The sequence below is a fragment of the Streptomyces sp. NPDC002889 genome (assembly GCF_042888425.1).
In the GTDB taxonomy this organism is placed as follows: domain Bacteria; phylum Actinomycetota; class Actinomycetes; order Streptomycetales; family Streptomycetaceae; genus Streptomyces.
Map to the genome: position 1 here is coordinate 31,576 of NZ_JBIAPT010000003.1, position 22,971 is coordinate 54,546.

Below are 22,971 nucleotides of genomic sequence, written 5' to 3' on the forward strand. Positions count from 1 at the left end.
ACGCCACGCCTCTGGCAGCACAGCGGCCCCATTGACACGAGCAACGACACGGCCGCGTCGTAGGACTCTACGACGCGGCCGGTCGGGGGAACACACCCACCCGGCTTCAGTGGGCTCCGGCACCGGTGAGCGACTTGACCTCGAGCTCGGCGTACTTGCCCTGGTCGGGCTCCTCCTTGGACAGCAGCGAGCCGAGCCAGCCGAGCAGGAATCCGACCGGGATGGAGATCAGGCCGGGGTTCTCCAGCGGGAACCAGGCGAAGTCAGCGTCGGGGAACATCGACGTCGGCTTTCCTGAGACGACCGGCGAGAAGAGCACCAGCAGTACGGACGTGACGAGGCCGCCGTAGATGGACCACAGGGCGCCCTGGGTGGTGAACCTCTTCCAGAACAGGCTGTAGAGGATCGTCGGCAGATTGGCCGAGGCGGCGACCGCGAAGGCGAGGGCGACGAGGCCCGCGACGTTCAGATCGCGGGCCATCGCGCCCAGCGCGATGGAGACGACGCCGATGGCGACGGTCGCCCAGCGTGCCGCGCGGACCTCCTCCTGCTCGGTGGCCTTGCCCCTGCGGATGACGTTCGCGTAGATGTCGTGCGCGAACGACGACGAGGAGGCGAGGGTGAGACCGGCGACCACCGCGAGGATGGTGGCGAAGGCGACCGCGGAGATCACGGCGAGCAGGATCGCGCCGCCCGCCGAATCGACGCCGCCGACGTGCAGGGCCAGCAGGGGTGCCGCCGTGTTGCCGGCCTTGTTGGACGCGGTGATCTCGGCGGATCCGACGAGCGCGGCGGCGCCGAAGCCGAGCGCGATGGTCATCAGATAGAACGCGCCGATGATGCCGATGGCCCAGTTGACGGACTTACGGGCGGCCTTGGCGCTGGGCACCGTGTAGAAGCGGATGAGGATGTGCGGCAGTCCGGCGGTGCCCAGGACGAGCGCGATACCGAGCGAGATGAAGTCCAGCTTGGACGTTCCGGTGGCGCCGTACTTGAGGCCCGGCTCCAGGAAGGCCGAGCCCTTGCCGCTGTTCTCGGCGGCCTTGCCGAGCAGGTCGGACACGTTGAAGTTGAACTTCCACAGCACCAGGAAGGTGATCAGCAGGGTTCCGGCGATGAGGAGGACGGCCTTGACCATCTGCACCCAGGTGGTGCCCTTCATACCGCCGATGGTCACGTAGACGATCATCAGTACGCCGACCAGTGCCACGATCGCGATCTTGCCGGCGTCGCTCGTGATGCCGAGCAGAAGCGACACCAGCACGCCGGCGCCCGCCATCTGCGCCAGCAGATAGAAGATCGAGACGACGATGGTGGAGGTGCCGGCGGCGGTACGGACCGGCCGCTGGCGCATGCGGTAGGCCAGGACGTCGCCCATGGTGAACCGGCCGGAGTTGCGCAGGGGCTCGGCGACCAGCAGCAGGGCGACCAGCCAGGCCACCAGGAAGCCGATGGAGTAGAGGAAGCCGTCGTAGCCGAACAGGGCGATGGCGCCGGCGATGCCGAGGAACGAGGCGGCGGACATGTAGTCGCCGGAGATGGCCAGACCGTTCTGGAAGCCCGTGAACTGACGGCCGCCCGCGTAGAAGTCGGCGGCGCTCTTGGTCTGCCGGCCCGCCCACACGGTGATGAACAGGGTCGCCACGACGAAGCAGCCGAACAGCGTGATGATGAGCGGCCGGTGCTCGGAGGTGGCGCTCTGCGCGGCCAGCTGCAGGGTGCTGCTCATGCGTCTGCCTCCAGACGGGACTTGATCGCCTCGGCCTTGGGGTCGAGCCGGGCCGCGGCATGGCGCGAGTAGAGCCAGGCGATGAGGAACGTGGTGGCGAACTGGGCGAGACCGAAGACGAGGGCCACATTGATGTGGCCGACGAGCTTGGTGCCCATGAAGCCGCCCGCGTAGCTGGACAGCAGGACGTAGAGCAGGTACCAGGCGATGAAGGCGACGGTCAGGGGAAAGGCGAAGGAACGGTAGGTGCGGCGCAGTTCGACGAATTCCGGACTCTGCTGCACCTGAACGAACGACTCTGTGGTGGGCTGGGCGGGACTGGTGTCCGTACCGCTCGGGGGCGGCGGCGGTGCATCGGTGGCCACGGAATCTCCTCGCGACGCTGCGGTGGGGCTCGACATGGGGACGACCTCTCGGTAGGGGCGGTTTGATGTTGCTCCGCCCCCTGACAACGGCACGGAGCACGCGCCGGGCCGGTTCAACATCGGCGTCCTCTTGCGCACTTCCTGCCGAAACTTCTGCTCCGAACGCATTGATGGCGCCCCTTGATCAGCGATAGCTTCACTCGGCATGTCCCGCTCATTCGCAACAGGGGTGTCTGAGCGGTTTTCACGGATGATGTGGAGAACCCATGGCTCATCTGGGATCCAGACGGCGGCGCGCGCTTGCTCTGCCCGCCGGTCTGGCGCTCACGGCCTCGCTCGGCTTTCTGCCCGCGGGAGCCGCCTCGGCGGCTCCGGTGGACGAGGTGCCGGCGGCCGTGTCGACCGACGGCCCGAAGCTGTCGTACGTCGTGAATGTGAAGGGCGGCCACGGCACCGCCAAGTCGGTCAAGAAGGCGATAGCCGAGGCCGGCGGTTCGGTGGTGATCGCCTACGACCAGATAGGCGTCATCGTCGTCCACTCGCAGAACCCGGCGTTCGCCGAGACGATCCGCAAGGTCCGCGGTGTCGAGTCGGCCGGTGCCACCCGCACCGCTCCGCTGACGCCCTCGGCCGACACGGCCATCGATTCGGAGCGTCCGCTGACCGCCGAGGAGGCCGAGAGGGCGGCGGCCGTGGCGGACTCCGACCAGGACCCGCTCGAGCCTCTGCAGTGGGACCTGCCCGCCATCAAGGCGGACAAGGCCCATGAGAGGACACTGGGCAGCAAGAAGGTCACGGTCGGTGTCATCGACACGGGTGTCGACGACACCCACCCGGACCTCGCGCCGAACTTCGACCGCAACGCCTCGGTCAGCTGTGTGGGCGGTGCGCCCAACTCCACTGACGGCGCCTGGCGTCCGGGCCCGGGCGAGAGCGACCACGGCACGCATGTCGCGGGCACGATAGCCGCGGCGAAGAACGGCGTCGGTGTCACCGGTGTCGCGCCGGGCGTCAAGGTCTCCGGCATCAAGGTGTCGCAGCCCGACGGCTTCTTCTACACCGAGGCCGTCGTCTGCGGCTTCGTCTGGGCCGCCGAGCACGGCGTGGACGTGACCAACAACAGCTACTACACCGACCCGTGGCTGTTCAACTGCAAGACCGACGCCGACCAGAAGGCTCTGGTCGAGGCCGTCTCCCGGGCCACCCGGTACGCGGAGAGCAAGGGCACGGTGAACGTCGCCGCGGCCGGCAACTCGCGGATGGACCTCGCCGCCGACGCGATCACCGACACCACGAGCCCGAACGACACCACCCCGGTCGAGCGGGTCATCAACCCCCGCGAGTGCCTGGACATCCCGAGCCAGCTCCCGGGTGTCGTCACGGTCTCCGCGCTGGGCGCGAAGGGCCTGAAGGCCTCGTACTCCAATTACGGCCAGGGCGTCATCGACATCTCGGCCCCCGGCGGTGACGCGACGCGCTTCCAGGCGCCGGACGCACCGGCGACCGACGGCCGGATCCTGTCGACGCTGCCGGGCGGCGGCTACGGCTACAAGGCCGGCACGTCGATGGCCTCCCCGCATGTCGCGGGCGTCGTCGCGCTGATCAAGTCGACCCACCCGTACGCGCCGCCGGCCCTGGTGAAGGGTCTGCTGTACACGCAGGCGGACGACACCGCGTGCACCAACCCCTACGACATCGACGGTAACGGCACCGTCGACGCCGTCTGCGAGGGCAACACGCGCAACAACGGCTTCTACGGCTCAGGCGTCGCCGACGCTCTGGACGCCGTTCGCCGGTAACAGCGCATGCCGAGGAGGGGCCGGAGCGGAGTTCCGCTCCGGCCCCTTCACATGGCACTCAGTGCCATAGTGGGTGCATGGCCCCTACATCCTCGAGCGGTACGGCCCAGGCGTGGGCCGCTCTGGGCGGCGATCCCGCCCTGCTGGATCTGGTGACGTACGAAGGGCACGGCTCGCTGCCCGCGCGCCTGCCCGTCATGGAGCTGGCGCGCTCCACCGTGGCCGTCGCTTCGCTGGCCGCCGCCGAACTCGCGGCACGGCGCACCGGCTGCCCGCTCCCGGCGGTCCGGGTCGACGACGGTGCGGTGACGACCGCGTTCCTCAGCGACCGGCTGGTGCGCGTCGACGGCGCTGCCCCGACGACGTTCGCCCCACTGTCCCGCTTCTGGCGGGCGGCCGACGGCTGGGTGCGTACCCACGCCAACTACCCGCACCACCGGGCCCGGTTGCTCAATGCACTGGCGCTGCCCGCGGACGCGGAGGCGACGGCCGTCGCGGCGGCGATCGGCGAGCGCCGGGCCCTGGATGTCGAGGAGAGCGTGTACGCGGCGGGCGGACTGGCCATTGCCGCGCGCAGCCCGAAGGAGTGGGCCGACCATCCGCAGGGGGCGGCCGCCGCCGGACATGCGCTGCTGGTCATGGAGCGGATCGGGGCCGAGCAGCCGCCGCGGGCCGGGGGCGCATCACCGTCGCTGCCCTGTTCGGGGCTGCGCGTGCTCGACCTCACCCGCGTGCTGGCCGGCCCGGTCGCCACCCGCACACTGGCCCTGCTCGGCGCAGACGTGCTGCGGATCGACGCGCCTCAGCTGCCGGAAAGCCAGGACGCCCACAACGACACGGGGATGGGCAAGCGGTCCACCCGGCTCGACCTTGGCAGCACCGCCGACCGTGACACGTTCGAGGAGCTGCTGGCCTCGGCCGATGTGGTGGTGACCGGCTACCGCCCGGGCGCTTTGGACCGCTTCGGCCTGAGCCCGGAGGAACTCGCCGCGCGCCGGGCCGGCCTGGTCGTGGCCCGGCTCTCGGCGTGGGGGCGGTACGGCCCGTGGGCCCAGCGGCGCGGCTTCGACAGCCTCGTGCAGGTGGCCACCGGCATCGCGACGGTCGAGGGCGGTCAGGAGCGGCTCGGGACGCTGCCCACCCAGGCCCTGGACCACGGAAGCGGATATCTCCTGGCCGCGGGTGTGCTGCGGGCGCTGACCGAACAGCACCGGGCGGGCGGCGCCCGGCTGGTGGAACTGGCCCTGTCGCAGACGGCGGCATGGCTGGTGAACGGCCTGGAGAAGACCCCGGACCGTACATCGGACGGCTACGACGCCGAGCGGTGGCTCACGCTGACGGACAGCCCGATGGGCCGGCTCCGGCATGCCCTGCCCGCGGTGTCGTACGCCGGTGGCCCGTCCGACTGGGAGCGCCCGCCCGGCCTTTGGGGAGCGGACGCGCCGGAGTGGCGGTGAGGTCGGTCGCACAGCCTGCGGCTGCCCTCTCTTCAGGCTGCGCCGGGTCCCCGAGCCGGCGGCAGCCTGAGCCCGGCTCGGGCGTGACCGGGCCCGTGGCAGGTCACGCCCGGTGCGGGGTCACGGCTTGATGAGGACCTTCAGCGCGGTGCGCTCGTCCATCGCCCGGTAGCCCGCCGGGACCCCCTCCAGGCCGACCGTCAGGTCGAAGACGGGCGACGGGTCGATGGTGCCGTCCAGCACGTCGGGGAGCAGCTCGGGGATGTACGCGCGGACCGGCGCGACGCCGCCGCGCAGGGCGATGTTCCGGTCGAAGCGGGCGCCCGGCGCCGCCGGTGAGCGTGATCCAGCGTGAAGGCCTCGCGCCCGCGGCGTTCGGCCCGCTCACGCGGCGCCTTCGGCGGCCGGCCCCGCGTCGACACCCGCGCCCCCTGTTCCCGGCTGCCACCCGGGTCCGCGCAGCACCCGTCCCGCCCGCTCGCGCCAGGTACGGGCGGCCCGTACGTCCCTGGCGATGGCCACGTACTCGTGCGTGGCGACACGCAGGGGGTTGAACGTCCCGATGTTCTTGGTCAGCCCGAACACGGGCCGCTCGGTCTCGGCCGCGAACGAGCGGAACATCCGGTCCCAGACGATGAGGATGCCGCCGAAGTTGCGGTCCAGATAGCCGCCTTGGGAGGCGTGGTGCACCCGGTGGTGGGACGGCGTGTTCAGTACGTACTCCAGCGGCCGCGGCAGCTTGTCGATCCGCTCGGTGTGGATCCAGAACTGGTACACGAGGTTCGCGGAATAGCAGAAGGCGAGGGCTGCCGGATGCATGCCGAGGGCGATCAGCGGCAGATAGAAGGGCCAGCTCGTGAAGCCGGTCCACGGCTGGCGCAGCGCGGTGCTGAGGTTGAACTTCCGGCTGGAGTGGTGGACGACATGGCAGGCCCACAGGATCCGGATGACGTGATGCCCGCGGTGGGACCAGTAGTAGAAGAAGTCCTGGGCGAGCAGCATCAGCGGGATCGTCCACCACAGCACGGGGGTGCGCAGCGGGGTGAGCTCGTACACCGCGGTGTAGATCGCGACGACCGGGATCTTCCACAGGACGTCGAAGCCCAGGCTGCCGAGCCCCATGGTGATGCTGGTGGCGGCGTCCTTGGCCTCGTAACCGGCGGCGTCCTCGTCGGGGTGGAGCCGGTAGCTGACCATCTCCAGGACGGCGAGCAGGATGAACGCGGGTATGGACCACAGCACGACATCGGGCAGGTTGGGCGGCATTCGGGAAACGTAGAGGCGGGTGCACGGGCCCGGCTAGATGCTGTTACCAACAAGTATGCGAGACGGTATGTCAGCAGCCTTTGGTGACTTCCGACAAGCCGCGCGACCGGCGCCCGGCCTCGCGGCACCGCCGGAGCGCCTCGCGGTCGGACGTGACTCACACGCCCGCCACTCCCAGGAGCGTCCCCGCCCCGTACGTCACCGCCATCGCCAAGGCCCCGCCCCCCACATTGCGCAGCACCGAGGGGCCCGCCTCCGCCCCGCCCAGGCGGGCGCTCCACCAGCCGGTGAAGGCCAGGGCCGCCAGGACGGACAGGACCGTGACCGGCAGGCGCCACGACGGCGGGGGCAGGACGATCGCCAGCAGCGGAAGCATCGCACCCGCGGTGAACGCCAGGAAGCTCGCGCCCGCCGCATGCCACGGGTTGGTCAACCGGTCGGGATCGATGCCGAGTTCGACGCGGGCGTGGGCGCGCAGCGCATCCCGTTCGGTGAGCTGGACCGCAGCCTCCCCGGCCACGTCCCACGACAGCCCCCGGTCCACCAACAGCTGTGTCAGTTCCTCGAGTTCTGCCTCCGGCTGCTCCATCAGCTCGCGCTGCTCCATCTCCAGGGCGGCTTTCTCGGAGTCGCGCTGCGCGGAGACAGAGACGTACTCACCGGCCGCCATCGACATCGAGCCGGCCAGCAGCCCGGCCAGGCCCGCGGTGAGCAGGGTGCCCTTGGAGCCGGTGGCGCCGGCGACACCGACGACCAGACCCGCGGTCGACACGACACCGTCGTTGGCGCCGAGTACCGCGGCGCGCAGCCAGTTGAGGCGGGTGCCGAGACCGCCGCCATGGGCTTCCTCGTGGGCTTGACCGCCCGTCGCATCATTCACCCGGGGAGGGTCTCATCCCGGGGCGTACCGCATGCGCGACCAACTCGCCGGAATCAAATGGGTGGAGGACGGGCTCGACGTGCTCATAGACTCGCGGCACGCGGGGGCGGCTCCGCAGCGTGCTTCCTTCTCTTCTCCCCGAATCCCGTAGCGCGCTCCCTCTCCAGCCCCCGCCTCATCTCTTCTTTCCTCCAAGGGGATTCCTTTTTGTCCGCACTGTCGGCCGTGCTGCTTCGTCGTCTCCGTACCGTTTACGTCGACCAGGCCGGGCCGCGCCCCGGCGACGCGTCGACCGCCGAGGGCCTCGTCGCCCTCGAGACCGAACTGCTCGACCGCGGTTTCGCACTGACCCCGCAGCTGCACGCTGCACTGGCGTGGCTGGGTCCGGCGGGCCTCGCCCGCGCCGGTCAGGAGCTGGTGGGGCAGATCGACGCCCAACTGGGCGCCGACCGCAGCCATATGCCGCAGTTCCGCTGCTTTCCTGTCTCCGTGCCCGACAACACCTGCCAGTTGTACGTGGAGCGGGTGTTCGCCCTGCTCCTGCAATGGCCCTCCCAGCCGTGCGTACTGTGCGGCACCGTCGGCAGCGTGCACCCCGTATCGCCGTGCGCCCATCTGGTGTGCCGGACCTGCTGGGACGGCGCGGACCATTCGGGCTGCCCCCTCTGTCACCGCAAGCTCGACGGGGACGATCCGTTCCTGAGGCCGACACACCCCCGCGGGCCTCTTCCCGAGGACGCGGCCGTGGGACCGCTGCAGCCGCTGGACCTCGGCATCGACGCGCCGGCCGACGCGGCCCGCGCCCTGGGCCGGCTGCTGGCCCGCCGTACGCCACTGCCGCCGCAGGACCGCGAGGATCTGGCGGTACTTCTCGCGCACGCGCCGGCCGGACTCGACTGGCTGCCGCAGGAGATCGCCGTGCGGGAGACCAAGGCGTTCGTCCTGGGCACCCTGTTGCGCGACCCGCGCACCCGCGAGGCCGTACGGCCGCTGCTGTCAGCGATGCTGACCACGGCCACGGATGTGCTGCGGCTGCTGTGCGTCTTCTCCGGTGGGGAGGCGAATCTGCTCACGCCGCCCCGCTTCCGTTCGCTGCCGCGCGGGCTGCGCCGTCAACTCCTGTGCATTCTCGACGGGTTGAAGACGGTTCATCTGATCGAGGACGTCCTGCGCCGACCCGCCGAGTGGAAGCACGTGGCGGAGCTGCTGCACCCTTACGAGCAGCACCAACGGCATCCGAGGGCGGCCCTCGCCTTCGCGGTGCTGCGCGGCACCGACACCTCGGCCACGCCACTGGGCGCCGCACTGCTGCGCACGGCCGCCGAGCATCCGGAAGCGGTGCGCGTCGACGGCGTCCTCATCAAGGCGCACACCTGGACGGCCCGCGTCGAACAGGCGCTGTACGAACGGGACATGACCGAGGTGCTCACCCTGCTCGCGCAGCGCCCCGGCGAGCTGCTGCGCCGGCTCGACCATGTGCTGCGCCTGTACGGGGTGGGCACGCTGCCCGACGCCACCGTGGAGCTGCTGCGGCGCGTCCTGCCGAAGGCCGGCCCCGGTCCGCTGCTCGCCGCATTCGGCCGGCTGCGGATCCGACATCTGCCGGGCGAACGCAGGGTGTTCTTCCCGCGTGGGCAGGTGACGCACTCGTACACCCTCGACGACACCCGCCCGCCGCTGCCCCGGGCGCTGACCGGCCAGGTCTGCGCGCTCCTCGAGGACGAGGCGCTGCGCCGGCTCGACGCGGCGCCTCGCTTCGAAGTGGCGGTGCTGGACGCGCAGCTGGCGGGCCTCGCCGTACCCGGCGCCGAGCGGGCGTCGGCCAAGACGCTGGTGTCGGTGCCGCGCGGCAGCACCCAGCCGCTGCCGCGGGGCGAGATCCTGCGGCTGTTCCTGCACTGGATGGAGCCGCCGAAGACGGAGGTGGACCTCGACCTGTCCGTGGCACTGTTCGACACTGACTGGAAGTTCACCGGTCTGTGCGACTGGACCAGCCTGGTGGAGGGCGGACGGGCCGCCGTCCACTCCGGGGACCTGACGTCGGCTCCGGCGCCCGACGGCGCGACGGAGTACGTCGACCTGGACACGGCGGCCCTCGCCGCCTGCGGCTGGCGCTTCGCGATGCCCATCGTCTTCAGCTACAACGACATCCCCTTCGACGAGCTCCCCGACGCCTTCGCCGGATTCATGGCGCTGCCGTCGAAGGACCGGCGCGACGCCTCCTACGACCCGCGCACGGTCCGTCAGCGCTACGACCTGGAGGGCCACTCCCGGATCCATGTCCCGATGCTCGTCGACCTGGAGCAGGGCACGTTCCTGTGGACGGATCTGCATCTGCCGGCCTCGGAGGGCTTCCACAGTGTCCACCGGCACAGCGCCGACCTCGGCCGCGTCGGAAAGGACCTGTACCAGTACTTCACCGCCGGCCGTACCACTCTGTGGGACCTGGCCGTATGGCATGCCGCGGCCCGTACCGACGAGGTCGCGGTGGTGCGGGGGGACGAACTGTTGCACTACCGGCGCGATCCGGCGGAGACAGCGGCGGAGTTCGCGGCCCGCATCCGCGGCCTTGCCGCGCCGGAGCGCACGAGCGCCTCGTCGACGGCGCACGAGTTCGCCTCCGGCAAGCGTGCGCTGCTTGCGCAGGTACACGGGTGGGTGGCGCCGGAGCTGGCGAGCGGCACTGTATACCGCCTGCTGCCGGGGCCTGTTGACGGCTGCGGCCTGGAACAGGCCACCGCCGGGGACCTGGTCGCGGCACTCGGCTGAGGGGGCGGGGCGGCCGGGCGCTGTCGGTGGCGGCCCGTATTCTCTGTGACCATGCTCGACGACCGTACGACCGCAGCGACGACGTGGCCGGCCGCGTACCCCGAGGGGTACGCGGTCGTCGACGTGGAGACCACCGGCCTCGCCCGCGACGACCGGATAGTGTCCGCAGCCGTCTACCGTCTGGACGCCCTGGGCAACGTCGAGGACCACTGGTACACGCTCGTCAATCCGGAGCGCGATCCGGGTCCGGTATGGATCCACGGTCTGACGAGCGATGTCCTGGAAGGCGCGCCGCTGTTCGGCGAGGTCGCGGCCGAGCTCTCCGCCCGGCTCGACGGCCGTGTCCTGGTCGCGCACAACGCCGTCTTCGACTGGTCGATGCTCGCCAGGGAGTACGCACGCGCGAGCCGGACCGCGCCGACCCGGCAGCGGCTGTGCACCATCGCGCTCGCCAAGGAGCTCCGGCTGCCGCTGCCCAACCACAAGCTGGAGTCGCTCGCCGCGCACTTCGGTGTGGTGCAGCAGCGGGCTCACCACGCGCTGGACGACGCGCGGGTGCTGGCCGAGGCGTTCCGGCCGAGTCTGCACGCGGCGGCGCGCGACGGGGTGCGGCTGCCACTGCTGGAGTGCCGTCCGCTGACGGAGTGGTCCGACTCGCCCGTGACGCCCCGGATCGGCTACCAGGCATCGTACGGTCACAGCAGCTGGCGGCCCTCGCGCAAGCGCCCGGCCTGCCCGCACCCCAACCCCGGGCGGTACGAGCCGGGCAAGCATCTGGTGCAGGGGATGCGGGTGGCGTTCTCCGGCGACACCTCGATCGAGCGTGAACTGCTGGAGGACCGGGCGATCGAGGCCGGGCTGCATGTCGCCACGAGCGTGTCGCGACTGACCAGCCTGCTGGTGACCAACGACCCGGACGCCTCGACGTCGAAGACGGTCAAGGCCGCGTCGTACGGGACGCCGGTCATCGACGAGGCGGCCTTCACCCAGCTGCTGCGGGACGTGACACCGGCCGCGGCGGCACCCGGAACGTCTCCGGCACCCGCGGAGCGGACCGCGTCGGCATCGGCGCGGGTGTCTCCCCCGGCCTCCGCCCCGGCACCCGCATCGGAGTGAAACCGCCGCGACTCGCCCGCCGACCGCTCGCCCCACGCCCCTCTCTCGTCCCACCCTGTGGCGCATGGCACGTTGCGAGGTATGCGGAAACGACTACGGCATGTCGTTCGAGGTGCACGCGCAGGGCGCGGTGCACGTCTTCGACTGCTTCTCCTGCGCCATTCACCGCATGGCGCCCATCTGTGAACACTGCCGGGTCCAGATCATCGGCCAGGGAGTCGAGGTCGAGGGCCACTGGTACTGCGGCGGCCACTGCGCCCGCGCGGAGGGCAGGGCGGGCATCGTCGACAAGGTGTGACCGGGCCGGGGCGGCCCGGCCACAGCTCGGATCTCCGCGGACACCGATCCGTGGTGCCGGGACGGGACCCCCCGTCCCGGCCACGGGCCGCCGACAGGTACGGTCGAAGCCGTGTACCGCTTCCTGTTGACCCGGCAGTGGGTGATCCTCACCCTCATCGCCCTCGTTCTCATCCCCACGATGGTCGAGCTGGGCTTCTGGCAGCTGCACCGGCACGAGCGCAGGGTCGCACAGAACTCCCTGATCGCCCGGAACCTCGAAGCGAAGCCGGTACCGGTGGGCGAACTCACCTCGCCCGGGCACACGGTCCCGCGCGCCGACTACTGGCGGCAGGTCACCGCGACCGGCACGTTCGACACCACCCACGAAGTCGTCGTACGGCGCCGCACCAACGCCGACGACCGGGTCGGCTTCCATGTCCTGACCCCCCTCGTACTGGCCGACGGCCGCGCCGTACTGGTCAACCGGGGCTGGATCCCGGCCGCCGCCGACCAGAAGGCGTTCCCGACCGTGCCGGCCGCGCCCAAGGGCGCCGTGACCGTCACCGGCCGGCTCAAGGCCGACGAGACGACCCACGCGAGCGGCATCAAGGATCTGTCGGGTCTGCCTCCGCGCCAGGTCATGCTGATCAACAGCGAGCAGCAGGCCGCGTCGCTCGGACGGCCGTTGCTGGGCGGCTATCTGGAGCTGACCGCGCCGAAGCCGGCCGGCGACAGCCCGGAACAGATCCCCGACCCCGACCATGACTCGATCGGTGCGCATATGGCGTACGCCGTCCAGTGGTGGCTGTTCGCCGCGGGGGTGCCCGTCGGCTGGGTCATTCTCGTACGCCGGGAGAAGCGGGACCGGGCGGCCGCGTCCGCCGAGTCCGCGCCCGAGCCGGCCGCCGCGACTGCATAGCGGTCAGCTCCGGCGGGAACACGCCCGAGCGTGACGCTACGCATAGAGGACTACGCCCTCATCGGTGATCTGCAGACTGCCGCACTGATCGGCAGGGACGGATCGGTGGACTGGCTGTGCCTGCCCCGCTTCGACTCGGCGGCCTGTTTCGCCGCACTGATCGGCGGCGAGGAGAACGGTCACTGGCGGATCGCCCCCAAGGGGGCGGGAGCGGGACCGTGCACCCGCCGGGGCTACGTGGGTGATTCGCTGGTCCTGGAGTCCGTATGGGAGACACGCACCGGCACGGTCAAGGTCACCGACTTCATGCCGCATCGCGACAAGGCCCCCGACCTCGTGCGCATCGTGGAAGGCGTCAGCGGCTCGGTGGAGATGAGCGGCACACTGCGGCTGCGCTTCGACTACGGCTCGGTCGTGCCCTGGATGCGGCGCGTCGACGGGCATCGGGTGGCCGTCGCAGGGCCCGACTCCGTATGGCTGCGCAGCGAGCCCGAGGTCAAGACGTGGGGGGAGCAGCTCAGCACCCGCTCCTCGTTCACCGTCGCCGAGGGCGAACAGGTGGCGTTCGTACTGACCTGGCATCCCTCGCACATGCCGCGGCCGAAACTCATCGACCCGCACAAATCGCTGCAGCACACGCTGGCGGACTGGAACGACTGGTCGTCGCGCTGCCGCTACCAGGGCCCGTACCGCGAGGCGGTGATGCGCTCCCTCATCACGCTCAAGGCGCTCACCTACGCGCCCACCGGCGGGATCGTCGCCGCGCCCACCACCTCGCTGCCGGAGGACATCGGCGGCGTGCGCAACTGGGACTACCGGTACTCGTGGCTGCGCGACTCCACTCTCACCCTGGGCGCGCTGGTCTCGGCCGGGTATCTGGACGAGGCCGCGGCCTGGCGGGACTGGCTGCTGCGGGCGGTTGCCGGTGACCCGGCCGACCTCCAGATCATGTACGGCCTGGCCGGTGAGCGCCGGCTCCCCGAGACGGTGCTGCCCTGGCTCGGCGGATACGCGGGGTCGACGCCGGTCCGTATCGGCAATGACGCGGTGCACCAGCTGCAGCTCGATGTGTACGGGGAGGTCATCGACTCCCTGTACGTCGCGAGAAGGGCGGGACTGGCCGCGGAGCGCCACGCGTGGAACATCCAGTTGAGCCTCATGGGCTTCCTGGAGTCGGCCTGGCGTGAGCCGGACGAAGGACTGTGGGAGGTACGGGGCCGGCGGCGGCACTTCGTCCACTCCAAGGTGATGGCGTGGGTGGCCGCGGACCGTGCCGTGCGCACGCTGGAGGAGGTGCCCGAGCTGAGCGGCGACGTGACGCGCTGGCGGGCGATGCGGGACGAGGTGCACCGGGAGGTGTGCGAGAAGGGGTTCGATCCGCAGCGCAACACGTTCACCCAGTCGTACGGCTCGGTGGAGCTCGACGCCGCCGCGCTGCTGATTCCGCGGGTCGGGTTCCTGCCGGCGGACGACCCGCGGGTGATCGGCACGGTGGACGCGGTACAGGCGGAGCTGGGCACCGGCCCTCTGGTGCGCCGCTACAGCAAGGGCGCCAACGACGTCGACGGGCTGCCGGGACATGAAGGGGAGTTCCTGGTCTGCTCGTTCTGGCTGGCGGACGCGCTGCTGATGACGGGCAGGGTGAAGGAGGCCCGGGAACTGTTCGAACGGCTGCTGGGGCTCCGCAACGATGTGGGGCTGCTGTCGGAGGAGTACGACGCGGGGGCAGGGCTGCAGCTCGGGAACTTCCCGCAGGCGTTCAGCCATATCGGGCTGGTGAACACGGCCCTCGCGCTCTCGACGGACCAGACGGCAGGATAGGGCCATGGATCTTGGACTGAAGGACCGCGTCTACATCGTCACGGGCGCGTCGCGGGGGCTGGGCAACGCCTCCGCGCGGGCGCTCGTCGCAGACGGCGCGAAGGTGGTCATCTCGGGGCGGGACGCGAAGACGGTCGCGGACGCCGCCGCCGAGCTCGGGCCGAACGCGGTAGGCCTGGCCTCCGACAACGCCGACCCGTCCGGGGCCGAGCGCCTCGTCGCGGCGGCCCGGGCGCACTTCGGCGGCCTCGACGGCATTCTCATCAGCGTGGGCGGCCCGGCGCCGGGCTTCGTCGCGGACAACACGGACGACCAGTGGCAGAGCGCGTTCGAGTCGGTCTTCCTGGGCGCGGTACGGATGGCCCGCGCCGCGGCGACGGAACTGGGCGAGGGCGGGGTCATCGGCTTCGTGCTCTCCGGCTCGGTCCATGAGCCCATCCCGGGTCTGACCATCTCCAACGGCCTGCGCCCCGGCCTGGCCGGCTTCGCCAAGTCCCTCGCGGACGAGCTGGGCCCCCGCGGCATCCGAGTCGTGGGCCTGCTCCCGTCCCGCATCGACACGGACCGGGTCCGCGAACTCGACGCGCTCTCCGGCGACGCGGAGGCGGCGCGCACATCCAACGAGTCCCGCATCCCGCTGCGGCGCTACGGCACCCCCGAGGAGTTCGGCAGGACTGCGGCCTTCCTGCTCTCCCCGGCGGCGTCCTACCTGACGGGCATCATGCTCCCGGTGGACGGAGGCGCCCGCCACGGCTTCTGACACCGGCTCACGAGCCGGACGGGGTGCGTCCCGCAGGTGGGGCGTTCCCGGGTCCCCGGCCGGGGCCTCGGGAACGCCCCACCTGCGGCGCGAAGCTGCCGCACCCACGAGCGGGGTGGGGAGATCCCGCCGGACACGCCAGGTGGGAGCACCCCGGACCCGCGGCGTGAAGCCGCTGCAGGCACGGGCGGAGTGGCCGCACGCGCCGCGCACAGCAGCAGCCCGGTGCGAAGCCGCCGCACCCGCCCCGGGTCGAGGGCTCGCCCCCGCCCAGACCGGGGGCGAGCCCCGGATCCGGCCGGTCGGGCCCGACGGGCCCCACGCCGCCAGGCGTGGGGTGGGGTCAACTCACCCGTCGCGCACGGTGCTTCGCCGCCGCCAGCCTTACCTCCGACGGCAGCGACTCCAGCCCCGCCGAGTCCCGTGCGTGCGCGATCGCCTCGTTGACGCACCCGGACAGTGTCTCGGCCGGGGCCGCGCGGGGCTCCAGGAGCAGGGACACCCGGGCCTCGGGGGTGCTGCGCCGGCCTGTCAGGGTGACGTGGGCGCGGGACACACCATCCATGGACTCCGCCTCGCCCACGAGGACACCTTCGAGCGCCCGGCCCCGCAGCAACGCCCCCTCACCGTCGCCGCTGTCCACGAGTACCTCCGCCAGCCGGGCGCGGCGCAGTTGGGCGAGCAGCCACCACAACGCCAGCAGGACCACTGCCGCCAGGACCGCGATGACCACCGGCCACCACCAGCCCTGGTCCCGCCATCCGGCCCGGTCCGCGTCGCTCAGCAGGACGTCGTCGGGCCCGTCGTAGGGCCACCAGGACGGCACCGGAAGACCCGTTCCCGCCGCCAGCACCGCGCCGCCCGCGCACACCAGGACCAGGCCGGCGAGGCCGAGCAGGACCCGGTTGACCACCCGTAGCATCCGCATCTCACCTCTTCTTGGCCGGGGGCCGGCCGACATGCACCGACAGCGCGGGCGGCCGCGCGAGGCCCAGCTCCTTCAGGCCGACGCCCAGCACCGAGTCCAGGTCCGCACGGACGTCGTCGAGTTCACGGAAGTGCGACTGCGCCCGCACCGACACCCTCGAGCGCCCCACCCGCACGCGTGCGGACTGCACTCCGGAGACCTCCATGGCCCGGTCGCGCAACACCAGCACAGCCGCCTGACGCTCGAGACCGGCCCGGACGTCGGCCTGATCCCGGCGCATCGGCAGCAGCGCGCGCAGCCCGGGCGTGGCCGCGAGGACGATCAGCCAGACACCGACGAGTGCCACGGCGCCCGCGACCGCCAGCACCGCCACCTCGTCGAGCTGCCAATGCGCGAGCTGGTCCGCTGTGGCACGGCGCCAGTGCATGGCCGGCCGGTCGGCCCGTACGGCCGCGATGTCGTACAGCAGCAGCGCCGAACCGGCGATGACCACCAGGGCTAGGATCGCGGCCGGTACCCGGCGTGCGGACCAGAACCGTCGGGCCTTCCCGCCGTCGCCCTCCTGGAGCTCCGCCGCCGGTTCGTAGGCGGCTGCGGACGCCGACTGGTCCAGTTCGAGCACCGGACGTGTGGGTTCTTCGGGCTCGGTCATCGGATCCTCCCCTGCGCCGCGCGCGAGTGGGCCGAGTGCAGTTGCTCCACCTGCACCGCGACCTCGGGCACCTCCATCCCCGCCAACGCCTCTACCCGCTCGATGACGCGGTGACGCACCGCGCCGCACTGCCTGCCGATGTCGGACGGGTAGTCGAGCTCCAGGACGATGCGTACATGAGCCACGTCATGGTGCACCGTGACCGTGGCGTGCGGCGGTGCGCCCCCCTGAGGTACGCGGCCGAGCCCTTCCCGCGCCGCCCGCGCGGCGATCTTCGAAACGACGCGGTCCGCGATCGTGGTCGCCCCGCGCTCGGCGGGGGCAACGGCCCTCCCCCTGCCTCCGGTGAGGGAATCCCCGGCGGCCACGGCGGTCACCGCCGCCCGTCGCCTCGGTCGCGGCTGCGGAAGAAGTCGCCGAGTTCGAGGTCGCCCTCGACGAAGCGTCCTGCGATGAAGCCGATCGCCCCCAAGGCGGCCACCAGCAGAAATGCCCCGAAGCCGCCGAAGTATCCGGCGAAGCCGAGCGCCATGCCGGCGATCAGGCCGACCACAGCCATGCTCATGAGCTCCTCCAATGGAGATCTACTGGATACGTGGCTCCGGCTCGTCCTCCTCCTCGTCGGGCAGCTTCACGTCGCTGACCGCGATGTTGACCTCGACGACCTCGAGGCCGGTCATCCGCTCGACGGCGGAGACGACGTTCTCGCGGACCGCGCGGGCGACATCGGAGATGGAGACGCCGTAATCGACGACGATCTCCAGGTCGAGGGCTGTCTGCACCTCGCCGACCTCGGCCTTCACCCCCCGCGTGGCGTTGGACCTGCTGCTGCCGGGCACCCGGTCGCGCACCGCGCCGAAGGTCCGGGACACTCCGCCACCCATGGCGTGGACACCGACGACATCCCGGGCCGCGAGCCCGGCGATCTTCTCCACGACGCCGTCGGCAATGGTGGTACGGCCGCGGGTTCCGGGATCGCCGTCGCGTTTGCCCATCGAGGTCCTGCGGGGCTGTTCGCCGGAACTGCCCGACGCTTCGGCTCCTTGGCTCTCGGACCGGTTGCGCTGCACGGTGTCGGTCATCGCCTCGTCCTTTCCGGACGGCTATGGGCTCTTTTGCTCACATTAAGTGCGCTTGCTCCGTCTCGCGCCGGGGATGCGGCAGGCTGGAGCAATGACCGGTGCGGATGCGGTGTGGCGGGTACGGCGGGCGATGGGCATGGGCAGGCTGGTTCCGCTGGGCGGACCCGCGGACGGGGCCTGGCTGACGGAGCAGGCGGCGGAACCGGTGCTGCGGCGTGCGGCTGCCGCGGTTCCGGGGGTGGCGCTGGGGCCTGTCCGGATCACGCTCGCCGACGCGGACACCGCGGCGGAACCGGCGGTGCAGCCTCCGCCGAGCGCCCTGCCCCCGGGGCCGCTGCGTCTGGATGCTCAGGTCTCGGTCTGGGGTCAGGAGCCGCTGCCCGCACTGGCCGCCGCGCTACGGGCGGCCCTGTTCGCGGCCGCGGCGGACCGGCTGGGGCTGGAGGTCACCAAGGTGGATCTGCAGGTGAGTGAACTGCTGGACGCGGCGCCGGAGTCGGAGTCGGCGCAGGAGTCGGACCCGCGCGGGGTGCGTGCGGCCGAGCCCACGGACGCGGCAGGGGCGGCAGCGGCGGCGACCACGGGGGTGGCACATCTGACAGCCACGATGGGCACGGCCGTGCATCTCGCGCCGGACCATGTCCGTGTCGAACTGGCGACGGCGCCGGACCATCACCCGCTGGACGTGGCCCGCGCGGTCCGCGCCGCGGTCTCCGCGGCCCTCGCCGACGACCGCGCGGTGACGGTTCTGGTCACGTCGGTGGCGTGACCGCGCGCAGCGCGTGTGCACTCGCGGACGGCAGTCGTACACGTGCTGGACCGCGCCGCGAGCAGGCCGTCCCGTACACGGGCAGGCTCGCGCAGCAGGAGGACGGCCTTCCCTGCAAGTGAGGGGCCGTCCCGTACACGGGCAGGCTCGCGCGGGCGCCCGCGCGAGGCCTCGTGCCCGGGCGCGCACCACGCGGCAGCGGCCCGGTGCTACACCGCCGCGCAGCCCGTGCGAGCAGGACCGGCGCCCGCGCAGCCCGCGTCCGCGTCCGCGTACCGAAGGAACCCGGCGCGTCCGATCCCTTCGTTCCGTTCGCGCCGGGTGCAGGCGTGGGCGGCCTCAGTCCGCGAGGCCGGCGAGGTCGCGCAGACGGCGGGCCTGGGCCGCGCGTTCCGCGATGCGCTGGTCCTCGTAGGAGCGGCCCGCCACTCCCCGCAGCAGTGCCTTCGTCTCGATCACCGCGTCCCGGGGCGCGGCGAGCAGCGCCGCGGCCAGGTCCTGGACCGCGCCGTCGAGCTCCTCCGGGGCCACGACCAGGTTGGCCAGGCCCGTGCGCTCGGCCTCCTCCGCGTGGACGAACCGGCCGGTCGCGCAGATCTCGAGCGCGCGGGCATAGCCGACGAGCGACACCAGGGGGTGTGTACCTGTGAGGTCGGGGACGAGACCAAGGCTGGTCTCGCGCATGGCGAACTGCACGTCCTGCGCAACGACCCGCAGGTCGCAGGCGAGGGCGAGCTGGAAGCCGGCCCCGATCGCATGGCCCTGGACGGCCGCGATCGTGACGATGTCACTGCGGCGCCACCAGGTGAACGCTTCCTGGTACTCGGCAATGACCGCGTCGAGCTCCGCGTCGGAGCCGCGTGCGAGGTCGATGAAGGACGGCTCGCCGTCGAAACCCTCGGGCGTGAACGCCTGCCGGTCGAGCCCCGCGGAGAAGGACTTGCCCTCGCCGCACAGCACCACGACCCGCACACTGCCCGGCAACGACCGTCCGGCCTGCGCCAACGCCCGCCACAGCGCGGGAGATTGGGCGTTGCGCTTGTCCGGATTGGTCAGGGTCACCGTGGCAACCGCGTCCTCGACGGTGAGCCGTACGCCGTCCTTGTCGAGCACAGAGTCGAGCGAAGTCATGAGGCGCCTCCGGTTCAGGTGCAGTCAGTGCAGATTAAGCTAAGCGACTGCACAGTAACCACCCGGCCGACCGTGCGACCGACCGGGTGGCCACCGCATGAAACCGGTTGGCCGAAGGAGCCTCGACTCCCTGAACGATTCGCCTTAAACGATTCGCCTTGATCGACTGAATCGTCAGGCCGAGGCAGCCTTCTTGCCTCGTGTCGCTCCGCCGCGTCCCCGCAGCGTGACTCCGGACTCGCTGAGCATCCGGTGGACGAATCCATAGGAGCGGCCGGTCTCTTCGGCCAACGCCCGGATGCTCGCACCGGAGTCGTACTTCTTCTTCAGGTCTGCCGCGAGCTTGTCGCGCGCGGCGCCGGTCACCCGGCTGCCCTTCTTCAGAGTCTCGGCCACCCGTGCCTCCTCATGGGAAGTGCGCTCTGGACTTCTCATGATCACCCCTCATGGGCATCCTGGCCACCCATTCGGCAAGGTCAGTGCAAAAGGCTTGGGAATGCGCTAGGAGCCCACCACGAACGGAATCTTTCGTTCCGGTCGACCGGAACGAACCTCTCGCTGTCGAGCACCGGGGAAAGTACCAGGTCAGCACCGCACCATGACACAAGGGAAGAGCACGGGAGCGGACGGACGCGATCCGCTCGGCGCCACGCCGCGATACGAGAGGCACTCACACAGATGATGGATCACGCGTAGGCCGAATGATCCATACGGAGTGGATCACCCGCCGGGTCCACGGGGGCCGGACCGTACCCGGTCGTCAGGCGAGCGCCACCAGGTCCGCGTAGTCCGCACCCCACAGGTCCTCCACGCCGTCCGGCAGCAGGATGATCCGCTCCGGCTCGAGCGCCTCGACCGCGCCCTCGTCGTGGGTGACGAGGATGACCGCGCCCTTGTACGTACGCAGCGCGCCCAGGATCTCCTCGCGGCTGGCCGGGTCCAGGTTGTTGGTGGGCTCGTCGAGCAGCAGGACGTTGGCGGACGAGACGACCAGGGTGGCCAGCGCCAGCCGGGTCTTTTCGCCGCCGGACAGGACACCGGCCGGCTTGTCGACGTCGTCGCCCGAGAAGAGGAACGAGCCGAGCGTCTTGCGCACCTGGACCAGGTCCAGGTCGGGCGCCGACGAGCGCATGTTCTCCAGCACGGTGCGGTCCGGGTCGAGGGTCTCGTGCTCCTGGGCGTAGTAGCCGAGCTTGAGGCCGTGGCCCGGGATCACCTCGCCCGTGTCCGGCTTCTCCGCTCCGGCGAGGAGCCGCAGCAGCGTCGTCTTGCCGGCACCGTTGAGGCCGAGGATGACGACCCGCGACCCCTTGTCGATCGCGAGGTCGACATCGGTGAAGATCTCCAGCGAGCCGTACGACTTGGACAGGCCGGCCGCGGTCAGCGGGGTCTTGCCGCAGGGCGCGGGTTCCGGGAAGCGGAGCTTGGCGACCTTGTCGGAGACCCTTACCTCGTCGAGCCCGGCGAGCAGCCGCTCGGCGCGCTTGGCCATGTTCTGGGCCGCCACGGTCTTGGTGGCCTTCGCGCGCATCTTGTCGGCCTGCGAGTTGAGGGCGGAGGCCTTCTTCTCGGCGTTCTGGCGCTCGCGCTTACGGCGCTTCTCGTCGGCCTCGCGCTGCTGCTGGTAGAGCTTCCAGCCCATGTTGTAGACGTCGATCTGGGCGCGGTTGGCATCCAGGTAGAAGACCTTGTTGACGACCGTCTCGACCAGGTCGACGTCGTGGGAGATCACGATGAAGCCGCCGCGGTAGGTCTTGAGGTAGTCGCGCAGCCAGACGATGGAGTCGGCGTCCAGGTGGTTGGTCGGCTCGTCGAGCAGCAGGGTGTCGGCGTCGGAGAACAGGATGCGCGCCAGCTCGACGCGGCGGCGCTGACCACCGGAGAGCGTATGGAGGGGCTGGCCGAGCACCCGGTCGGGCAGGCCGAGCGCGGCGGCGATGGTGGCGGCCTCGGCCTCGGCGGAGTAACCGCCCTTGGTGAGGAACTCCGTCTCCTGCCGCTCGTACTGCCGCATCGCCTTCTCACGGGTCGCGCCCTGGCCGGTGGCGATGCGCTCCTCGTTCAGGCGCATCTTGCGGATCAGGACGTCGAGGCCGCGGGCGGAGAGGATACGGTCGCGTGCGAGTACGTCGAGGTCGCCGGTGCGCGGGTCCTGCGGGAGGTAGCCGACCTCGCCGGAACGGGCGATGGCACCGGCGGCGGGGACACCTTCACCCGCGAGGCACTTGGTGAGGGTGGTCTTGCCCGCTCCGTTGCGGCCGACGAGGCCGATGCGGTCGCCCTTGGCGATGCGGAAGGAAGCGGACTCGATGAGAACGCGCGCGCCTGCGCGCAGCTCGATACCGGATGCGGTGATCACGGGGGAATTACTCCAGGGCGGTATGGACGGCGGAAGGGACGGGTGGTCGACGCTTCGACGCCGTCTAATGCACAAGGAGAATTGCCATAGGACCCAGTCTAACGGGGCCGGGCAAGTGGTTTTCCGTGGCGGCCGTCACGTCCGAGGGCCGCAACAAGGCCCCCAGGAGCGCTTGGGCGACGGCCCGTCGGCCGGTCCGGCCTCCGGTCCATCCGCCGGTCCGTCCCGTCCGTTCGACCGGTGACCCAAAGGGATGTATCGCCCAAGTGTGGCCGATACTCGGCGCAGAGTGGCTCGTCCCATGTGTCCCGCCCGAAGCGAGCGGGCGCGCCGCAACGCCTTCGCCGAACCGGTGGCGCCGGGCTGCCGCGCTGCGTCCGGGCGTTGTCGGTGGCGGGTGCCAGACTGAGTCCCGGATCTGAGACACAGATCACACGCGTGTCGTCGAGCAAGTTGAGGAGTGATCGGGATGACTCAGTCGCCGAGCATCTGTCCGACGCTGGTGTACGCGGACGCCAAGGCAGCGATCCGGCAGCTCACCGAGGCTTTCGGCTTCACCGAACACGCCGTGTACGAGGACGAGGACGGCGGGGTGATGCACGCCGAGCTCACCTATGGCAACGGGATGGTGATGCTGGGCAGCAAAGGCACGGGCAGCGAGTTCGACAAGCTGATGAAGGGGGCGGGGCCGACGGGCGTGTTCGTCCATGTCGACGACGTGGACGCGCACCACAGCCGGGCGGTGGAGTACGGGGCGGAGATCGTGATGCCGCCGACCGACCAGGACTACGGGGCACGCGACTACATGACCCGCGACCTCGAGGGCAACATCTGGAGCTTCGGGACGTACACCCCTGGAGCGGCGGAGTCCTTGTAGGTTCCCCCGCCCC

The 22,971-nt window shown here is 71.1% G+C and carries 22 protein-coding genes and 1 pseudogene; 10 read left to right on the plus strand and 13 right to left on the minus strand.

Going from position 1 to position 22,971, the window contains the following annotated elements; all coding sequences use genetic code 11:
• Nucleotides 1–106: 106 nt before the first annotated feature.
• Entirely contained in the window at nucleotides 107–1,729 is a 1,623-nt protein-coding gene (locus tag ACFYWI_RS05135) for a cation acetate symporter (RefSeq protein ID WP_389225313.1), read from the minus strand.
• Nucleotides 1,726–2,094: a DUF485 domain-containing protein gene (locus ACFYWI_RS05140; RefSeq protein WP_389225315.1), complete on the minus strand. Its 369-nt coding sequence runs from the start codon at nucleotides 2,092–2,094 to the stop codon at nucleotides 1,726–1,728. The genes ACFYWI_RS05135 and ACFYWI_RS05140 overlap by 4 nt, the downstream gene beginning before the upstream one ends.
• Nucleotides 2,095–2,360: 266 nt before the next feature.
• Between ACFYWI_RS05140 and ACFYWI_RS05145 the strand changes: the two genes are divergently transcribed.
• The gene (locus ACFYWI_RS05145; protein ID WP_389225317.1) at nucleotides 2,361–3,893 is read left to right on the plus strand and encodes a S8 family serine peptidase; all 1,533 of its coding nucleotides are present in this window, start codon (nucleotides 2,361–2,363) and stop codon (nucleotides 3,891–3,893) included.
• A gap of 77 nt (nucleotides 3,894–3,970) precedes the next feature.
• Entirely contained in the window at nucleotides 3,971–5,350 is a 1,380-nt protein-coding gene (locus tag ACFYWI_RS05150) for a CoA transferase (protein ID WP_389225319.1), read from the plus strand.
• A 120-nt stretch (nucleotides 5,351–5,470) separates the two neighbouring features.
• On the opposite strand, the pseudogene ACFYWI_RS05155 reads toward ACFYWI_RS05150, so the two are convergent.
• The 3 genes and pseudogenes from ACFYWI_RS05155 to ACFYWI_RS05165 all read right to left on the minus strand — a co-directional run.
• Nucleotides 5,471–5,674: pseudogene (locus ACFYWI_RS05155) on the minus strand (IMP dehydrogenase); the annotation flags it as partial.
• Between the two features lie 60 nt (nucleotides 5,675–5,734).
• Nucleotides 5,735–6,616 carry a sterol desaturase family protein gene (locus ACFYWI_RS05160; protein ID WP_389225321.1) on the minus strand — a complete coding sequence of 294 codons (882 nt, stop codon included), beginning with the start codon at nucleotides 6,614–6,616 and terminating at the stop codon, nucleotides 5,735–5,737.
• A gap of 157 nt (nucleotides 6,617–6,773) precedes the next feature.
• Nucleotides 6,774–7,496: a VIT family protein gene (locus ACFYWI_RS05165; RefSeq protein ID WP_389225323.1), complete on the minus strand. Its 723-nt coding sequence runs from the start codon at nucleotides 7,494–7,496 to the stop codon at nucleotides 6,774–6,776.
• Nucleotides 7,497–7,703: 207 nt separating this feature from the next.
• Between ACFYWI_RS05165 and ACFYWI_RS05170 the strand changes: the two genes are divergently transcribed.
• The 6 genes from ACFYWI_RS05170 (at nucleotide 7,704) to ACFYWI_RS05195 (ending at nucleotide 15,160) form a co-directional block, all read left to right on the plus strand.
• The gene (locus ACFYWI_RS05170; RefSeq protein ID WP_389225326.1) at nucleotides 7,704–10,265 is read left to right on the plus strand and encodes an MXAN_6230/SCO0854 family RING domain-containing protein; all 2,562 of its coding nucleotides are present in this window, start codon (nucleotides 7,704–7,706) and stop codon (nucleotides 10,263–10,265) included.
• A gap of 45 nt (nucleotides 10,266–10,310) precedes the next feature.
• Entirely contained in the window at nucleotides 10,311–11,381 is a 1,071-nt protein-coding gene (locus tag ACFYWI_RS05175; RefSeq protein ID WP_389225328.1) for a DEDDh family exonuclease, read from the plus strand.
• 64 nt (nucleotides 11,382–11,445) lie between these two features.
• On the plus strand, nucleotides 11,446–11,679 hold the full coding sequence (locus tag ACFYWI_RS05180) for a hypothetical protein (protein WP_124002417.1): 234 nt from the start codon (nucleotides 11,446–11,448) through the stop codon (nucleotides 11,677–11,679).
• A gap of 111 nt (nucleotides 11,680–11,790) precedes the next feature.
• Nucleotides 11,791–12,579: an SURF1 family protein gene (locus ACFYWI_RS05185; RefSeq protein ID WP_389225330.1), complete on the plus strand. Its 789-nt coding sequence runs from the start codon at nucleotides 11,791–11,793 to the stop codon at nucleotides 12,577–12,579.
• 30 nt (nucleotides 12,580–12,609) lie between these two features.
• Entirely contained in the window at nucleotides 12,610–14,400 is a 1,791-nt protein-coding gene (locus tag ACFYWI_RS05190; RefSeq protein WP_389225333.1) for a glycoside hydrolase family 15 protein, read from the plus strand.
• Between the two features lie 4 nt (nucleotides 14,401–14,404).
• Complete coding sequence (locus ACFYWI_RS05195) at nucleotides 14,405–15,160, plus strand: SDR family oxidoreductase (RefSeq protein ID WP_389225336.1); 756 nt, start codon at nucleotides 14,405–14,407, stop codon at nucleotides 15,158–15,160.
• A 343-nt stretch (nucleotides 15,161–15,503) separates the two neighbouring features.
• Here ACFYWI_RS05195 and amaP read toward each other — a convergent pair whose 3' ends face one another.
• From amaP to ACFYWI_RS05220, 5 genes are read right to left on the minus strand one after another with little or no spacing between them, the layout of a single operon-like run.
• Entirely contained in the window at nucleotides 15,504–16,082 is a 579-nt protein-coding gene (amaP, locus tag ACFYWI_RS05200) for an alkaline shock response membrane anchor protein AmaP (RefSeq protein ID WP_389226277.1), read from the minus strand.
• Nucleotides 16,083–16,089: 7 nt separating this feature from the next.
• Complete coding sequence (locus ACFYWI_RS05205; RefSeq protein ID WP_389225339.1) at nucleotides 16,090–16,740, minus strand: DUF6286 domain-containing protein; 651 nt, start codon at nucleotides 16,738–16,740, stop codon at nucleotides 16,090–16,092.
• A complete protein-coding gene (locus tag ACFYWI_RS05210; protein WP_389225342.1) occupies nucleotides 16,737–17,117 on the minus strand; it encodes a hypothetical protein in 381 nt (126 codons plus the stop codon). Before ACFYWI_RS05210 ends, ACFYWI_RS05205 begins: the two co-directional genes overlap by 4 nt.
• Nucleotides 17,114–17,305: a hypothetical protein gene (locus ACFYWI_RS05215; protein WP_389225345.1), complete on the minus strand. Its 192-nt coding sequence runs from the start codon at nucleotides 17,303–17,305 to the stop codon at nucleotides 17,114–17,116. Before ACFYWI_RS05215 ends, ACFYWI_RS05210 begins: the two co-directional genes overlap by 4 nt.
• A 19-nt stretch (nucleotides 17,306–17,324) precedes the next feature.
• On the minus strand, nucleotides 17,325–17,822 hold the full coding sequence (locus ACFYWI_RS05220; protein ID WP_389225348.1) for an Asp23/Gls24 family envelope stress response protein: 498 nt from the start codon (nucleotides 17,820–17,822) through the stop codon (nucleotides 17,325–17,327).
• A 91-nt stretch (nucleotides 17,823–17,913) separates the two neighbouring features.
• Between ACFYWI_RS05220 and ACFYWI_RS05225 the strand changes: the two genes are divergently transcribed.
• Entirely contained in the window at nucleotides 17,914–18,591 is a 678-nt protein-coding gene (locus ACFYWI_RS05225; protein ID WP_389225351.1) for a hypothetical protein, read from the plus strand.
• 339 nt (nucleotides 18,592–18,930) lie between these two features.
• Here the strand turns inward: ACFYWI_RS05225 and ACFYWI_RS05230 are convergent, their stop codons facing one another.
• From ACFYWI_RS05230 to ACFYWI_RS05240, 3 genes are all read right to left on the minus strand, one after another.
• Complete coding sequence (locus ACFYWI_RS05230; protein WP_389225354.1) at nucleotides 18,931–19,722, minus strand: enoyl-CoA hydratase/isomerase family protein; 792 nt, start codon at nucleotides 19,720–19,722, stop codon at nucleotides 18,931–18,933.
• Nucleotides 19,723–19,896: 174 nt separating this feature from the next.
• Nucleotides 19,897–20,118, minus strand: a complete 222-nt coding sequence (locus ACFYWI_RS05235; protein WP_006123601.1) for a helix-turn-helix domain-containing protein — start codon at nucleotides 20,116–20,118, stop codon at nucleotides 19,897–19,899.
• A 364-nt stretch (nucleotides 20,119–20,482) separates the two neighbouring features.
• Nucleotides 20,483–22,081, minus strand: a complete 1,599-nt coding sequence (locus ACFYWI_RS05240) for an ABC-F family ATP-binding cassette domain-containing protein (RefSeq protein WP_389225357.1) — start codon at nucleotides 22,079–22,081, stop codon at nucleotides 20,483–20,485.
• A 469-nt stretch (nucleotides 22,082–22,550) separates the two neighbouring features.
• Here ACFYWI_RS05240 and ACFYWI_RS05245 point away from each other — a divergent pair, with 469 nt between their 5' ends.
• A complete protein-coding gene (locus tag ACFYWI_RS05245; protein WP_389225360.1) occupies nucleotides 22,551–22,958 on the plus strand; it encodes a VOC family protein in 408 nt (135 codons plus the stop codon).
• Nucleotides 22,959–22,971 lie beyond the last annotated feature (13 nt).